At 63.4% G+C, this 16,552-nt stretch carries 10 protein-coding genes; 3 read left to right on the top strand and 7 right to left on the bottom strand.

What is annotated here, in order from left to right; genetic code table 11:
* Positions 1–64 precede the first annotated feature (64 nt).
* The gene (locus AAGA68_17675) at positions 65–343 is read left to right on the top strand and encodes a hypothetical protein (protein ID MEM9386895.1); all 279 of its coding nucleotides are present in this window, start codon (positions 65–67) and stop codon (positions 341–343) included.
* 235 nt (positions 344–578) lie between these two features.
* On the opposite strand, the gene AAGA68_17680 is transcribed toward AAGA68_17675, so the two are convergent.
* A complete protein-coding gene (locus AAGA68_17680; protein MEM9386896.1) occupies positions 579–4,013 on the bottom strand; it encodes a lamin tail domain-containing protein in 3,435 nt (1,144 codons plus the stop codon).
* Between the two features lie 740 nt (positions 4,014–4,753).
* On the opposite strand from AAGA68_17680, the gene AAGA68_17685 reads away from it, so the two are divergent.
* A complete protein-coding gene (locus tag AAGA68_17685) occupies positions 4,754–5,071 on the top strand; it encodes a hypothetical protein (GenBank protein ID MEM9386897.1) in 318 nt (105 codons plus the stop codon).
* 142 nt (positions 5,072–5,213) lie between these two features.
* On the top strand, positions 5,214–8,063 hold the full coding sequence (locus tag AAGA68_17690) for a serine/threonine-protein kinase (GenBank protein ID MEM9386898.1): 2,850 nt from the start codon (positions 5,214–5,216) through the stop codon (positions 8,061–8,063).
* Positions 8,064–8,360: 297 nt separating this feature from the next.
* Here the strand turns inward: AAGA68_17690 and AAGA68_17695 are convergent, their stop codons facing one another.
* The 6 genes from AAGA68_17695 to AAGA68_17720 all read right to left on the bottom strand — a co-directional run bounded on the left by AAGA68_17695 (position 8,361) and on the right by AAGA68_17720 (position 16,159).
* On the bottom strand, positions 8,361–9,671 hold the full coding sequence (locus AAGA68_17695) for an oligosaccharide flippase family protein (protein ID MEM9386899.1): 1,311 nt from the start codon (positions 9,669–9,671) through the stop codon (positions 8,361–8,363).
* A 221-nt stretch (positions 9,672–9,892) separates the two neighbouring features.
* Complete coding sequence (locus tag AAGA68_17700) at positions 9,893–11,242, bottom strand: arylsulfotransferase family protein (GenBank protein ID MEM9386900.1); 1,350 nt, start codon at positions 11,240–11,242, stop codon at positions 9,893–9,895.
* Positions 11,243–11,444: 202 nt separating this feature from the next.
* Positions 11,445–11,702, bottom strand: coding sequence for a hypothetical protein (locus AAGA68_17705; protein ID MEM9386901.1), 258 nt, complete (start codon positions 11,700–11,702; stop codon positions 11,445–11,447).
* Between the two features lie 425 nt (positions 11,703–12,127).
* Positions 12,128–13,897 (bottom strand): alpha/beta fold hydrolase, encoded by a 1,770-nt coding sequence (locus tag AAGA68_17710; protein MEM9386902.1) that lies wholly within the window; start codon positions 13,895–13,897, stop codon positions 12,128–12,130.
* Positions 13,898–14,181: 284 nt separating this feature from the next.
* Positions 14,182–15,468, bottom strand: a complete 1,287-nt coding sequence (locus AAGA68_17715) for an MFS transporter (protein MEM9386903.1) — start codon at positions 15,466–15,468, stop codon at positions 14,182–14,184.
* Between the two features lie 40 nt (positions 15,469–15,508).
* The gene (locus AAGA68_17720) at positions 15,509–16,159 is read right to left on the bottom strand and encodes a 1-acyl-sn-glycerol-3-phosphate acyltransferase (GenBank protein ID MEM9386904.1); all 651 of its coding nucleotides are present in this window, start codon (positions 16,157–16,159) and stop codon (positions 15,509–15,511) included.
* Positions 16,160–16,552: the final 393 nt, after the last annotated feature.

A 16,552-nucleotide genomic window follows, 5' to 3' on the forward strand; every position in this document is an offset into this window, starting at 1 on the left:
GTGCTTGGAGCGAACGTGTGCACTCCAGGTCGGAGTGCTTGCTTCGGCGCTGGAGACTGAGGTCGTGCCGAAGCACGGCGAGAGTGGCGAGTTGGGCGCCTGGCTGGTCGATCGTCGCGCAGCTACACAACTGCGTCGGCCTGATCCAGATGCCGAGGTCATGGCCCTGGTGACCCATCGCGACGGCACGGTGATCGCGCTACCGCTCGTCGATGATGGCAGCATCGCAGACAACTGCCTGCTCGCGACCATCGCCGAGCAGCGAGATAGCGCCGGCGACGGGTTCGGCCATCGCTGCGATGCCGATTGCGATGACGATAGGCTGGTCAACAAGCGAGACTAGCACCTGCTGAAGGGTCTGCTGGGCACACCGCCGGGCTCTCCAGGGGCGGCGTAGCTAGCGAGCTTTAAAGGCGCTTCAGAGGGAGCCGACCCGACGTCGGCTCCCTCAGCAACCTCAGCGCCTCGTTCGCGAACAGCGCCCTGGAGCCAGCGTGTGTCGACGCGGCGCCGACGGGGTTGTGCTCCCCTGGGCGGGGTACGATCAGCGAAGGCCATCAGGGATGGCAGCTGTGCAGCTACTGGCAGCCCGCCCCCGCCGCGATGCTTTCGAAACGGGTGCGCAGCTCGGCAACGCCGTCGCCGCTCACAAAGTCGTCGCCCACCCCGTCGGTGAGGCTGTTGAGCGCGTCCAAGAGTGCGCAGGAAGCCGCGTTTTGGCCGCCGTCCAGGCGCAGATCCAGGCGCACGATGAGCCCACCGACGCGCGCGAGGCGCCTCCGGGTCTGGGCCTCATCCACGCCTTCGCCCACGATGCTGCCCGCACCCACCGAATCTCGGTAGTAGGCGAACGTCTCATCAGCACGCGTTGGCAAGAACAGGCTAGCCGCCAAGGGGTCGTGGTCCGATGCGCGGTTCTGCGTTTCGGCGAAATCAGCGTTCACGTGCACCATGTCCAAGAGCGCATCGCCCGCCAAGGACGGACTGACCAGCACATGGTCGAGCACCTGTGAGTTTCCGTTGAAAACGAACGAATACCGTTCACTTGGGGGAATCGTCTCCACGAGATTGGTAAGCCCCGCATCCACCAGCTGCTGCACAGGCGAGGAGAATTCGAAGTCGTTCAGATCACCTAATACGACGAGCTTGACGCTTGGGTTCAAGGTGAGGAGGTCCTGGACGAAGGCGGTGACCGCGTCGCTCTGCACGAGACGCTCCGTCTCAGAGAATAGTACCGGCGGCTGTAGGACATCGAACAGACCGCTATCGCCAGACTTCGAGTTCCAGTGGTTGGATACCACGTAGACGGTTTGACCGTTGAACAGAAACTCGCCCACGATGGGCTTGCGGCTATCGACGAATTGGCTCGGATCGATGAGTCCTGGGCTCAGGGTGAGATCGGGCACGCCGGGGCCGTCGATAGCGTCCACGGCATCACCTGCGCCCGCATTGCCGCTTTCCACGAAGCGCACGCGCGCTGGGTTGTAGAGCAGCGCCGTGCGGATGTTGCCGCCTGGCTGGCCGCCGTTGTCGCGATCGAAGGGAGCCACTTCTACGTACTCGTAGGTGGGTCCGCCCTCGGCCTCGATGTGCACGATCAGCTCTGCCGCCGTGAGCTCGGCATCCACGATGCCGTCGTCCAGGGATCCGCTGCTGTCCTGCATCTCCTGCAGGCCGATGATGTCGGGTGAGCCAAGCTGATTGACGATACTGCTGGCGATAGCGATGAACTTGCCGTCGGCCACATCGGCATCCCCATCACCGTCTTGCGGATCGAGGTTCTCGACGTTGTAGCTTGCCACCGTTAGGCGCTCGGCATCGCCGATCAAGGTGGTGCTCTCGGGGGGCAAGGCGCCGTCGATCACCGTGCCGAGCGCGCTTGTGGGCTGCAGGAAGTACTTGCCGAAGTTGGATGTGATGATGCCGGTAACGGCGCCCGGGATCAGGTCGCCTGCCTTGGCGTCCAGCGGTAGCTGCACGATCTCATTGTTGAGTACGAGGTTCTCGGGATTGAAGTCGCTGGGCGCGATGTAGACGCCGCCGTTGATCGTGCGCGGTCCTGCGTTGGCGCCGTTGTCTACGAGGGTGTAGAGCTCGACGTTGCCCGGTGCGGTGCTGCCGAAGACCGTGGTGCCACCGGAGACGAACAGGTCGTTGGCCTGCACGAGCATGCCCTCGAGACTCTCATAGAAGTCGATGCCGTCCTCGTTTGCGTCGAAGCTGCCGTCGATCTCGATGTTGATCGTGTCGACGCTGTCGTTGTCGATGATCTGCGTAGGCTGCACCCGATCGACGCCGAGTACCACCGGCGTGGGGAGAGGGTTAGCGGAGGACATGATGGTGAAGTTCGGGAACACGAACTGCGTGATAGTGGTGCGGTTATCGCCCGGGCGGAACTCCTCGACCTCGTCGGTGATTTGCACCAGATCGCCGACGGTGGGCTTGGCGTTGCTGCCGTTGAACACGAAGATGCCTTCGGACGTGGCAGGGTCACCGTCTGCATCGATGTCCTCTTCCTGAAGATAGAACCCATCCGCCGTGACCACCGTGACAAGGGCCTCGACGCTCACTACCTGTCCTTCCAAGGGCGAGCGGTGCTGTGCGCCCTGGATATCGTGGATCAGCGTGAGGACCGGCCCGCTGCAGTCGCCGAACTCGCTCTCGTCGACCCGCTTGCCCGGCGAGAACAACGCACCCTCGCCGCCGATGGCCGTGGTATGGGGCACGAAGGCGCCGAGCAGGTCAGGGTCGCGCGTCGCGGACTGATCAGCCGCCAAGCTACCATCGTAGGTAAACTCGGTCACCAGTGCGCCGGACCCATCGGCAATGAAGATGGTGTCTCCGCCGTTGTTGAGGCCCAGTAGGCCGCTGGAGGCGGTAGCGACGGTGAAGCCGCCGAATTCGCCCGTTGGGGCGCCTCCGCCGAAGACCACGATTCCGCAGTTCGGTGCGAGTAGGGTACCTGGCGCGAACTCATGGCGCACATCTACCTGGTCGGCGATGGTCCAGTCGGAGATGTCGAGGACGTCGGTGCCCGCGTTGACCAGCTCGATGAACTCATCCTCAGAGCCGTCGCGAATGCCGTCACCGTTAGCGTCGCCCGCAGTGTCCGAGGCAGGATCGTACTGGAATTCGTTCAGCACTAGGGTCGCATCGACTGGCGGTGGGGGCGGCTCGCAGTCGTTGCTTACGCCTGGCGTGGCGGCGGCCTGGCAATAGGTGCTGAAGAGGTCTTCGGAGGTCTCGTCCGCGCCACTCACTCCGTTGCCGCCGTCCTGGACTTCAGCTCCCTCGCTTGGGTCAGCGCGAGCGAAGGCGTCACCACCTGCGTGTCCGCCCGCTGCCACCACAGCCTGGGTGGCGATGGCCGTGTCGGACTGGTAGGTGCTCGGGTCCATGTCGCCATCGGGGCCATCGATAGACGCTCCGCTCTTGTCCACCGCCTCGTCCTTGTCACCCCACACGAGGTAGTCGATGTCCGCCACCAGGTCCGACGCGCCGTCCCAAGTGTAGAGGACGAGGAACTCGCCGCCGTTGGTGAAGCCGGGACTGTTGGCGGCGCAGTCGATCGAGCCGACGAGGGCTTCGAGCATGTCGGGCACGGCCCTGTCCGTGTCGCACATCTCGTAGGTTGGCAGGGCGCCATACTCACCGAAAAACTCTGTGGCGCCAGCAAGGGAGACGGTTTGCAGCTCACCCGGGGCGATGGTGGCACCGGTGGGGAAACGTGCATGCCAGTCCGAGAAGCCGCCACCGCCAGCCTGCGCCAGATCGCCCGTAACGATCTTGAAGTAAAAGACGCTGTCACCGGCGAAGGTCGCGTCGGTCAGGTAGACGTCGGTAAGGTCCAAGCTGACCGATCCGGTGTTGATGATCTCGACGAACTCGCCAGCGGTGGGCGTGACGACCACCTCGTTGATGAGCAGGTCGGACAGCGTTTGTGCTGCCGCGTGCTCAGCGCCAAGCGCGCTCGCGAGGAGCAAAGCTGCGCCGATGAAGCGTTGCCTACGCATAGGGTTCTCCCGTGTTTGCATTGAGCGAAGTGACCGGCGTAGGGCGCGCGTCGTGGGTGCAGCCGTCGAAAAGGCAGCGGTTCGGCGCAATCGACTACAACGCCAGTCACGGCAACGCGCCAACATACGGCTCATGGCTTACAACGCGGTGTCGCTTCTGTGACAAGTGTGAGGCAGCGAGTCGCTCTCAATTCGCACAGGCGGTGGGCATGGCAGAGGCGATACAGCGTCGCGCTGGAGATCCACGCTGCTGCGTGCCCATGATTGGACCAGAGCTTTCATCGAGATCAACCAGACGCTCATCGAGCAGAAGACACGCTACGTGCGTACGCCGAGCGGGATACGCCAGGCTTATGCGACGTCGGGCGAGGGAGCACTGATCGTCAAGGCGGCCAATTGACTGAATCACCTGGAATACGACTGGGAGAGTCCGGTGTGGCGCCATTGGTTCGCCCTGGTTTCGGCGCAGCGCACACTGGTCCGCTACGACGAGCGCGGCTGCGGCCTGTCTCAGCGTGATATCGAGGCGCTTAGCTTGGAGGATTGCGTCGAGGATCTCGAAACCGTCGTGGACGCTTTGGAGCTAGAACGCTTCCCGCTAATCGGTATCTCTCAGGGGGCCTTTTGCGGTCGAGTACGCTGCCCGCCATCCGGAGCGCGTCAGCCACCTCATCCTGGCGGGGGCTTTCGCCCAGGGCCGCCAGGAGCGCGATCAGGCGGCAAGGAGCCAACAGCGTGCCATGATGGAGCTGATCCGCTACGGCTGGGCACAGGACCCGCCAACATACCGCCAAGCCGTCTGCTCAATGTATCTACCAGATGGAAGCGGTGAACAACTCCACTGGTTCGCCGAACTTCAGCGCCGCTCAGCCACGCCAGAGATGGCCATTGCGGTGATGGAAATGACCGGCAAGATCGATGTAGCGCACCGCTTGGGTGTACTGGATGTGCCGACACTGGTGGATCGGTTTGTTGCATCCGTGACGCGAGCGAGCTACCGCCGGCGCGTTGGATACCACGTGTGCCCTCGCATCGGTTTTGTTGGGGGTGCCTGCTAGTGCTCGCGAGTCTCCATGACACAAAGCAGCCGTCGATCGCGCCAGGCGGACTAAAGAGTGGGGTGCCTGGCAACTGCGCTGATGTCGAGCCGCGCCACCTCCGGTGGGGCCGACGACACTGCGACCTGAGTACGGGGCTGACATGACTGCAAGCTCGGACGACTACGCCACGATTGACGCATTGGTAGATGAGCTTCTCGAGCTCGCACCAGAGCACAGAGCGGTGCGCCTCGATGAACTGGCCAGCGAGCACCCCACGCTCATCGACCGTCTGCGGGAGCTGATCGCTGCCGATGCGCGTCTGGAGGGCACGTCCTTCATGGCCGAACCCGCCCTCGAACAGGTGACCATCGAAGAGACGGTCGATCAGACTGGGGCCGATGCCGCGGAGCCTGTGCCGAGTGCGATCGGACGCTACCGCGTGGTGCGTCAGCTCGGCGCCGGGGGCATGGGCACCGTGTACCTGGCGGAGCAAACAGAGCCTGTCGAACGCCAGGTGGCGCTCAAGGTCACCCACGCCTTTCAGTCCGAGCGCGATCGCGCCCGCTTTGCGCTCGAGGCGCAGGCGCTTGCGCGCATGCAGCACCCGAACGTTGCGACCATGTACGACAACGGGACCACGCCCGACGGCACGCCGTTCGTGGTCATGGAGCTGGTCGAGCAAGCGCAGACCATTCTCGCGTGGTGCGACCGCACCACGGCCGGCGTGGAGCAGCGCCTCGGACTGTTCCAGCAGGTTTGCGCCGGCGTGGCGCACGCTCACGAGAAGGGCCTACTGCACCGTGATCTGAAGCCGGCCAACGTGTTGGTGACGCTCGTAGATGGGCAGCCGGTGGTCAAGGTCATCGACTTTGGTATCGCGCGCGCGTTCAGTGCGGGCGGTGAGAGAGGCGCCGTCTCCCAGGCCTCGGTCGCGGGCTCCCCCGTGTACATGAGTCCGGAAGCCATCGGTGCCACCGGCAAGAGGGATTTGGATACGCGAAGCGACGTCTACTCGCTAGGCTTGCTGCTGTGCCAGCTGATCGCCGGTGATCTTCCCTTTCCCCCGGATGAGTCTTTACACACGTTGGTAGAGCGCTTGCGCAGCGATCGGACCATTGGGCCTGCGAATTGGCTGGCTCGACAGAGTGCAGCGCACGTGCAGGCGATTGCCGCCGCGAGAGGGATCTCAGCGGCGAGCTTGCAGCGAGCCGTGGAGGGGGATCTCGACGCAATCGTCCTCAAGGCGATCTCCTACGAGCGCGGCGAGCGCTATCCTTCCCCACGCGAGCTTGCAAAGGACCTCGATCGGCACCTGCGCCACGAGCCGATCGAGGCGCGCCCGCCAGCGTGGGCCTATTTCGCCCGCCGATTCGTGCGTCGAAACCTCGGGACCGTGGCGGTGGTGTCGCTGGCGTTTATCGCCCTCGTGGGATTTGCGGTGACCATGACGGTTCAAGCCGGGCGCATCGCCACCGAGCGAGATCGCGCGAACCGAGAGGCGCAAGCGAAGGGTTTCGTCGCTGAGTTCCTGAGCGAACTATTCGCCGGCGCCGACCCCTACGAGTCAACGGGTGGCGGTCCCATCACACTCAGGCAGGTACTGGATCGGGGGGCCGCCAACATCGATGGTGCGCTCGAAGACCAGCCCGAGGTACGGGCGGAGCTGTTAGCCACCATGGGGGAGGCGTACCGCGCGCTCGGCGTATACCCGGAGGCCGGCAAGCTGATCGAGCAAGCGCTCACAGCCCGCCGGGCCCTGTACGGCGATGTGCACGTAGAGACCTTGGAGGTGGTCAACGTGCTAGCCGCCCTGTACGTGGATCAGGGCCGCTACCAGGATGCCCAAGGGCTGATGCGTGAGATCATGGAAACGCGAGCCCAACTGCTAGGTCCGCAGCATCTGCAAACGCTGCGGGCGACGGGAAACCTGGCCGTGATCTACCACCAGCTCGGTCGCCTCGAGGAGGCGGAGGGTCTGTATCAGCGCAACCTCGCGATCTATCAACGACAGCTAGGGGAAGATGCGCCCGAAACCCTTGCGGACATGGACCGCTTGTCACGCTTGTACCGCAGCCAAGGGCGCCTCGAGGAGGCGGGGGCGCTCTCTGCCGAGGTGCTTGGGAGGTTGCGTCGGGTGCGCGGCGACAATGACCTGCGCACGTTTGATGCGCACGGACTGGCCTACAACTACGCCCTGCAGGGGCGCCTAGTGGATTCGGAGCGCTACTACCTCGAGGCCTACGAGGGGACTCGGCGGATTCTCGGCGACGAACATCCGAGTACGCTCGAGTCCTTGCAAAGCGTTGCCGAGGTGCGCGTTGAGCTAGGCCGATACGCGGATGCTGAGCCCATGCTGACCGCCACCTTAGAGGCACGCCGGCGGGTGCTCGGTGGGGAGCATCCGAACACCATCACCACGCAGGGGTGGCTATCGCGCCTTTACCGATTACAGGGGCGCCTCGACGAGGCGTTAGCCGGTTACGACAGAGTCGTGAGGTCGCAAGAAACAGCGCTCGGCGCAGACCACCCTAAGACCCTGGCATCGTTGGTGGGCCTCGGTCAGGTGTACCTGGCACAGAAGCGCTTCGGCGCCGCCCGGTCGCTGTTCCGACAGGTGTCCACGACGCTCCTAGATGCATTGGGCGAAGAGCACCCAACCACCCTGCGTGCTAGGCATGGTTTGGCGAATGCATACGCTGGCCTAGGCCGTCTCTACGACGCGGATCTGCTTTACGAGGAGGCGGTGTTGCGTAGTCGACGGGTTAACGGTGCGCGCCATCCCGACACGGCGAAAATGCTGTTTGACCACGCGTTGACGCGGGTTGCGATGGGGCAAGAGGAAAGCGCGAAGACGCTTCTTGGCCAAGCCGTCGAAGCGGGTTTCGCCGATGAGCGGCGATTGCGCAACGACCCTGGACTCGAGTCGTTGCACAGTGGTGACTTTGATCGGCTCGTCGCTATTGCGAGAGACAATGCCGCGGCGCGCGGTGGCGGACTAGCGCAGCCCTGAAAGAGGATCGACAGTCGCAGCGAAAGGGAGACGAACCCGAAGCGATAGAGCAGCGACGTTACTCGCTTGAGCGGATCCCCACTCAACGGCAAAACCGGGCCTTGGTGGCAGGCAAGTGTCCCGTCAGCCCGCGCCAGCGGGATTCGCCTTCGCACAAGAGGATGGTGGACCTGCGCCTGGCTGGTCGTTTCGGCGAAATCAGCGTTGGCTTTGCATCACGTCGCAGGCTGCGGCGCCACGGACACACGGTCAGCGTCGTCGGCCCAAGGTTGCCGCCAGCAACGCCCGCAGCGCGTTTCACCGCTCACGCAGCGGCGTGAGTATGATTGTTGAGATGTCCGCGTGACGCTTAGCCGCCCGCGCCAGGGCAAGCTTCCATAGAAATCTTGAGACGCTGGTGCTGACCGCTGCGCCGTAGGCCCCGAACTGGGAGGTTAGAGCAACACTTAGCAGGATACTCAGCACCGTTGCCACCCCTGTGATCTTCGCGGTCTTACGTTCGTTCCTCGTCATGTTGAGAACGATGGCGGAAAAGGGCGCCAGTGTGAACGCGAACTGGCCAGCAGCGAGTATGACCAGCAGCGGATGCGCGGCAACGTACTCCGCGCCGAAGACCGTACTCAGCAACCACTTTCCGAACAGGACGAAAACGAGCAGAACGGCGGCCGCGATCGCCGCCGTCAGCCGCCCGGTCCTCAGCACCAGGCGCTGCACCTCGGCCCGTTTTCCTTGCGCGTGCAGCCTTGCGACTTCAGGCTCCACGGCCAGCCCTACCGCCAACAGGATGAGGCTCACGATGGCGGCACCTTGCCAGGCAACGCGGTACAAGCCCAGTTGCTTCGGCTCCACGAAGGCGCTGAGGATCAGGATATCAGTCTGCCCGAGTAGCACCTGGCAAACGGTTAGGAATCCGAGCGGGCCGAGGCTCCCTAACCAGCGTCTTGACTCGATATAGCTCGCTTGACCATGGAAAGCAGCTCGCGGGGTGATGTGTATGAGAATTCCAAGGCTGATGATGATGGCAAGCGCGGTGGCCATCACGTACATCGTGAGGCTCGTCGTTGGTGTCAGTTCGCTACTGCCCGACAGCATAGCAATAGCACTTACCCCCAGAAGCATGCAGATCGGCCGCACCAGCTGCTCCGGAATCATACCCAGCACCACCTGACCCATGCCGCGAATAGAGGCGGACAAGAGGGCGAGCGATGCCATGACAGGCACGAGGAGCATCGCCAGTGCAACGGTCGCTGGCGCCGCGCCAGGGAACAGTGCTGGCTTCCAACTGATCACGCCCAAGACGATGCCGGCGAGCGCGAGCGATGCAGCCAAGGTGACGGCCGGCGCGAGGTACCAGAGGCCCTGGAGGTCACCCCATCGCTCGCCCGTTGCATAGGTGGCAGTTTCACGTACCAGGAGCGTTGGTACCCCCAGCAGCGAGAACGCGGACAATACGGTTGCGAGAGCGAAGGCCACGGAGTACTCACCGAAACCTTCTGCACCCATTAACCTAGCGAGGACGATAGAGATAAGAACGGCGAGCCCGGCGCCACCCCCTCGAACCAGCGCCGACATTAGGCGAGACTTAAGTAGGTCGACGGTGGGTGCCATGCCGTTTGCCAATCATTGAGGCGATTAGAATCCGACGCGGTGAATGCCGTGAGTTGAGCTCGAGCATTGTCAGCACGGCGGCGGGCCAGCGCACGTGACTGCGCCGGCCATGCTGCTAACCGCTATCGAGCCGGCGCGCAATCGCGCTGGGTCAGCGCAGCGAGGGCAGAGCCGGGCGTGGGTGTAACCGGGGCTGACCTCATGGCGACCGTCACTCCTGCTCAGTCCTGGCACGTCGCGTGCCGTTTCCTGAAGAACTCCGCGTCCATGTGCTCGGGGAGCGCAATGGCCGTGTAGACGCGACCATTGGTCTCATCGGCGATTCGGTTGCTGAAGCGCCAGACCATGGTGCCGTCTGCGGCAAACTCTATGACGCGACCTTCTCCACTGGCGGTGACCAGGATGTTGCCGTTGGCCAGGCGCTGATGGACGCCCATGATTGCGGTGAAGAATCGGCCATCGCCTTCCCCCTCCAGCACGACCTTGCTCGTGCCGTCTCGCGTATTGAGTTCGACGATGCGACTGGCAGCCGGTGACGAGCCCTGCGACGGGCTGAGGTTCCGATTGTCGAACACCGAGATTCGGTCTCCTGGCAAGAAGTCAGGATCGTGTTGGCGGAGCAACTGGCCGATGGAGAGGAACTTGATCTTCAGCGTGTCGGGATCGAAGACCATCACTGCGTTGATGTTGCGCAAGGACACCATGAGGTCTCCTGGGACAAACGTCGCGCTCTGCCATCCTTGTGGAAACTCCTCAACATCGTTGGCGTGCAGCGTATCGCCCTCTACCGTTGTTTGCACATTGTGCAGATTGGAGAGGTACAGCAAACCATCAAGGCCGTTTTGGCGCAGCACGTCAATGATCTCGATCTGCTCGAGAATCTCCCCGTCGAGGCTGATCTTCTCGATCTTGTAGGAGTTCAGGGGAGCGCTATGGTTCGGATATCCGGTGTCACCCTCTGCGATGTAACGCTCGGCTCCTACCCAGACGTGCCCCTGCGGCGAGTACGAGACGGAGTGATGGCCGAGGTTGTCCAGCGCCCAGCTGACCTTCCCGCAAATGTCCATGCGAAAGGTGCTGAGGTGTTCGAAGTTCGCCACGAAGCTTGCATCGGGGAGCATCTCGATGCCGTGTATGTTCATGCCATTGCTCCCTCGCGGTCGTCGCTCTTCCGGGAACACCTCATCGCGGTCGCCCCAGACCTCTTGCCAGCGGGGCATCCACTCGTGAATCGTGTTGCCGTCGCGATCGATCACCCGCACCGACGCATCTCTCTCGTCGGCGACGGCTGCAACGATCAGTAGCAGCCCGGGCGCGAGCCGATCGGGGTGGGGTGTGTCGATGGGCGTTGCGTGACGGCTCCTCATCTCCAGGATGTTGTATCCGGGAGCTATCAAGTTTCTGGTTTCGCGGAATACCGACCTGACGAGCGGCGTCGGAAACAGATCGAGTCGATAGGAAAGGGCGCCATACAGATACGACGCCCCCAGCCCGATTACCGTGGCTGACACCAGAAAGTAGTACTTGGCAAAGCGGTTCGACTTGTCGTCGCGCGTGCTGTCCTTGCTCAAGAGGCTATGCCCTCCGTAATTGACCGTGTTTCCCGCTCGGCGTGGAGCGCTTGAGCTTCTTCGAGAGAGACAGTGTCATTTTTCGTTAAGTGGCGTGTCCGGCGGGGAGTGGGAGTAACGGTCTGGGCGAAGGTCATGATGTGCCAGCGCCGGAGGCCGCGTCGCACGATCGACGAGGGTAGCAATACGCTGGCTTCCAGGGTCATTCGACTCGCTTCGCCGGACTCGGCTCGCCCTGCGGGCCCCGCCGCCCGCGAATGAAGCGCTTCAGCGGATACCAGACAAGTCCCGCGACCAGAAATACGCACCCGAGCAGCAACGCAATGACGATCGCCACGGCCCCTAGGCCGGCCCCTGGGCCGATGTAGGCCTGCGCTGGAGTGGCAATGATCAAGGCGAAAAGGCCCGCCGGCAGGCCGGCGGCCCGCAACTGAGAGGCTCTTGCTTGGCTGTTTCTCATACGTAGTAGCGCCTGTGCTAGTGCTGCTGCCTGTACCCCACCCACGGTGCCGCTAGGGCGCGCTGGGGGGCGAGAAGCTCCTGTTCGGGAGAAGGTCTGCAATTCTAGCACTGCGGTCCAGCCGGAGAGCATGTGCGGCTCAGTGGGCGCGGTACCCGTCCTCCTTTCAGGGGGCAGGATCCGTCCCGGAGCAGCGTGCCAGCTCAAGCCAGCGATCGTTCGCGTGGGGTCGTCCCCAGCGCCCAGGGCGTGTGGCCGTAGGGTTCGTCACGGCCACTAGCAGAACGCTCAACAGCGGTAGCGGACGCAGGAGCGTAAGCACCGCAGCGATACCCTTCCGCGACACCGAAGTGGGTCAGTAGTTGCGAGGCGGCGGGTAGAGCGGCTGCCCGCTGACGGGCAGCCGCTGATGGCCGGGATCTGTCCTACTGGCAAGCTTGGGGGAGTGGGCGCTGTGGGTCTTGTACCGCGTAGCTCAGCACGCGAGAGCGTTCGAACGGCTTACCGTCGATCGTCGTGCCGGTGATAGTCAACGCCACGTTGTACACGCCAGGCTCGCGAAGGGGTAGCGCGAGGGGCTGTGCCGTGCTGGCGCCAAAGCGCCCCACTTCTTCGGCGGCGCCTGCGGTCGAGGTGCGTCGCACGCGAGCGGCTACATCGACGTTGCGGATCTGCCCGGAGAGGGAAACAGCCACTTCTGTGGGTACGTTGAAGGATGCCTCCTTGGGCGCGCTCAGGGCGAGTTGTAGCGGGCTGTCGAGACGCGCCAGTAGGGCGTAGGCATCGCGTTCGTTTGCGGTAAAGCGCAGACGCCAGGTCCCTGCGGCTCTCGCCATGGCATTGGCGGCGAGGCGCGTGCCGCTGACCAAGGCATGGTTGAACAGGGCATCGTTACTGGCGCGAGCGGCCGAGAGGCGGTGTACGTCTCCGTTCGGTGCGATGAGCTCCATGCGTGTGCTGCCACGACCGGAAAGCACGCGCACGTCCATGGCGCGAACGTCGGTTTCGACCGGGAACTCGATCTCAGTGACGCCAGCTTCGAGTGCGCCACCGCGGATCAGGGTTGATAGCTCCCCATCTGCATTGAACGGGGGGGCTGTTGGGGGCGTGGCGACGAGGTCAGCGCTTGGCGCCTTGGCATTCAGCGCCCGCTCGGGGTCGTCCGGACCGAATCCGTGGAAGACGCCTGCGTACGGCTCGATCGAGTCGAAGATCGGCACGTAACAGTCATTCGGCTCCCAGAACCAAAAGAAGTCGAAGAAACCGCTGCCCCGGCGGATCTTGTCGTGGTCCACCTCGTAGTCCGGGCCGCTGAGATCCCACACTAGGCGATGTTGACCGGAGGTGGCACCGTTGGCGTCGCGGGACAGGGGGTGGCGAGCGTGCTCTACGCACACCACGCCGTCGTTCTCGCCTCCTGGGCAGACGGTGTACAGGTAGAGACCGCCGAACTCTTGGGCGCTCAGGAACGGCCCCCAGCCGGTGCCCGCTACCGTGTAGAGGTGGAGATCATTGTTCACTGGGCTTCGATCTAGGTAGCTGCGGGCGAGACTCATGCAGCCGGTTTGCAGAAACTTGGTGCCAGCATCATTAAAGCCGATGAGATCCGATAGCCATTCCAGCCAGTCGGTCTGAGCGAGATCGGCGAGGGGCGAGCCGTAGTGGGGGGCGCTGAGACTGACGATGGTGTCGATGGCGGCGCCTTGTATGGCGGCGAAGTTGGCGTCTGGCCCACCTTTGCTATGGCCGATGACGTTAACTTCCGAGACGCCCCAGTAGTTGCGGATGAAGTCGATTTGGCTCTTCAGCAGGCTGCCGTTGGTGATGGAGGTCTCTGCCTGTGCGCCAACGTCGTAGAGATCGACGATAAAGGCCTTGTAGCCGGCGGCGTAGACTGTGTCGTACATGTCGTTACGTCCGTAGTAGTTGGTCTCGCCGTACCAACCGTTGCCACTACCGTTGAGGCCATGCACGAACACGAGTACCGGTCGGTTGGGATCGAGGCCCGGTGGTGTCCCACCTTCGTAGACTGTGCGCGGTAAACCCGTATTGAGCGCTTGCGGCGCCGGCGCTACGGGTGGGCCCGCAAAGTCGTTCTCATCGATGCACACGACGGGGTCCGTTGCGAAGGCCTGGGAGGACAGGGCCAAAACGGCGCTAAGCAGGCCGGCGGATAGAGGTCTTGGAAGTAGCATGTCGGTCTCCTTTTGGCGAGCGAGCTGGTACGGCATCCCGGGGTCTCGCTTGACCCGAGCGCTTGGCGGCTGAGTCACCGCTTGGGGTTGCGTGACCGGCGAGGTGCCGGGTGCTGACACGCGGCCCAGAGCAGGTTCGCCGGTCTAGTGCGTAAGTTGCGCGTGGTTTGCATCACGCTAGTCAGGCGTCCGCGGTGCCTGGGTTGTCTCCTTGGTCGTGTTGTGCAGCGCGGACGGTTCAGGCGTGGGCGCTGCGGGGCGACGAACGGTCGCGCGGCCCGCCCTCAGCCTGGCGCGTCGACAGGGCGCCGGGCGCCAACCGTGCCCGTGGACACTTGGCGAGCGCGAGTCGCCGTAAGGTGGGTGACTCCCATCAGGAGAACCCCCAGCAGGGGCAGGGGAAGCACGAGGAGAAGTGCCACTTGGACGCCCCAGAAGTGGTGCACCACGCCAAACAACACCGGCCCAAGCGCGGACGCCCCCAGATCGATCGCAGTGGCGTAGCCGTAGTAGGCCTTGGCGTAGTGCGTACCGTACACCGTTGGCCACAGGTTGCTCGCCATGGCCGTGTATAGCCCGGCGGCGGCGCCGAATCCGATGCTGGTCGCCCAAAACCCCAGGGGAGTGGCGATGAACAAGAAACCGAGCGTTGTGATGACGAGCGCCAGCTGGTGGGCAATGAAAATGACCCGGTGATGGTGCATTGTGCGAGTGGCGAAGTAGACGCACGGAAATCCCACGAACATGGCCGGTAGGTAGATGGCGTATGCGTAGGGTGGGCTCACGCCGGCGTAGTGGGCGATTGGCAAGATCATCAACGAGGCGGAGCTCGTAATGAGGGTACTGAGAGGTACCCCGAAGGCGTAGATCCAGAACTGGGGTGAACGCTTTGCGGCATCCAAGGGAATCGACGGCCCTTGCTCGGCAGCAACGTCAGTCAGCGCTTCAGCTGCCTCTTCGCGTGGCATAGAGGTCACGCGGAAGATCAGCACCCCCACCACCACGCTTGCCACCGCAAAGACGACCATAGTGAGCTCGAAGCCGACGCGTTCGAGCAAGCCGTGCGTCAGCAGCGGCAGGGCGGCGAAGACGATACCGGCAAGCGCATTGCTGAGCGCCATGGTCTTGGCTCTTTTCGTGCTGGCTGCCTGCTCGTTGACCACCGTGGCGCCGAGGATCTTGAACATGCCCCTCAGGAACAATCGGATCCCCGTGAAGCACAAGGTTAGTAGCAGCAGTGCCCCCCAGATCCCGAGCGCGAGCTTCGCGGCGGCGATCACCCCCCACAGCATCAACGAGCCCGCACTCGCCAGCGCAGTGAGTGCTGCCAGGGTGGACGTGCGCCAGCTGGCGATGTAGGGCTGTAGCCAGCGCATGCCAGCGGCCGCGAGAAGGGTGCTCGCCGCGAGTAGGAGACAGAAGTGCAGCTCCGTGATGCCGAGGGCGTTGGACTGCTGCTCCAGGAATACGCCGAGCACGCTGTTTTGCCCAACGGTGCTGAGGATGATCGCGAGCGTTGACGCCGCGAGGATCTGCTGGGACGAAGCGTTGGTGGGGCGAGGCGTCGACATGGTGTGTCTGCGGGTCGTGGGGCTGCAATTGATGGCGCGCCTAGAGCGCCGGCACAGTGCCTGCGGTCACGTCCTGCTCGTCTTGGGCGGCGGGCTGAGTATCAAAGGAGGTCGCGAGCGGGCGAATTGGTGTGAATCGCTCGGGGAACTTGGGTGTCTGCTGAGCGTAGAAGCATCGAATACGCGCCATGTCCCTATCCACATCGCCGCTCAGCCAGATGGGCTCTCCAAGGCCTACCTCACGCTTTTCGTAGTCCAAATAGTTGAGCATCAGCGGCACCTTGGCGCGGCGTGCCATGGCGTAAAATCCCATCTTCCATCCGGGACGGTGCGATCGCGTGCCGGAGGGCGCTAACACTAGCGCCTCCATCTCGCCGCTATGCAGCGCGTTTACGCAGTGGTTGACCAAACTGCCAGGGTTGGCGCGATCGACCGGAATACCGCCCAGGGCGCGTACCAGCGGTCCCAACACTGGCGCGTCGATCATCTCCTTCTTCACCAGTACGCGGAACGGGACGCGGAGGGCCCAATAGCCGAGAAGGCCGATGGCCACGTCCCAGTGTGAGGTGTGGTGTCCCATGATCGCGACGTAGGTCCGAGGTCGTTCGGCAGGGATCTCGAGTAGCTTCCAGCCGAGCAGGGCGAGCGTTAGGCGAGCAAACCAGGTGATGGGCAGAGTGAGCATCGACATCGGTATCTCCAGAGCAGTCGGATACGGGCGGTTGGCCGGCGGTTTCGGGCCACTGTTCGAACATGGCGAGGATCGGTCGCCGGATGTGTCACCGATTGGCACTACGCCCCTTGTTGCGACGCGACATGGCGATGCTGGAAGTAATGGCGCAACCGGTTGCACCGGCGCTCTAGTGTCCTGAGTTAGAAGTTCGTTGATGAATTCGCGGCACCTTTTCGCCCCTGAACACGTTGCTCCTCCTCCCGTGGGACTTGCCACGCTCGTCCTCGCGCCGCAACCCAGGCCCCCGATCGCACCTTCACCTACGACGGCACCCTCTTTGGGCTGGCCGGTGAGACCGAGCGATGGAGTCGCAGGGGGCGCACGCGGGCTATCAACGAGGAACTGGACAAA

It is taken from the genome of Pseudomonadota bacterium (assembly GCA_039193195.1).
GTDB lineage: Bacteria > Pseudomonadota > Gammaproteobacteria > Steroidobacterales > JBCBZW01 > JBCBZW01.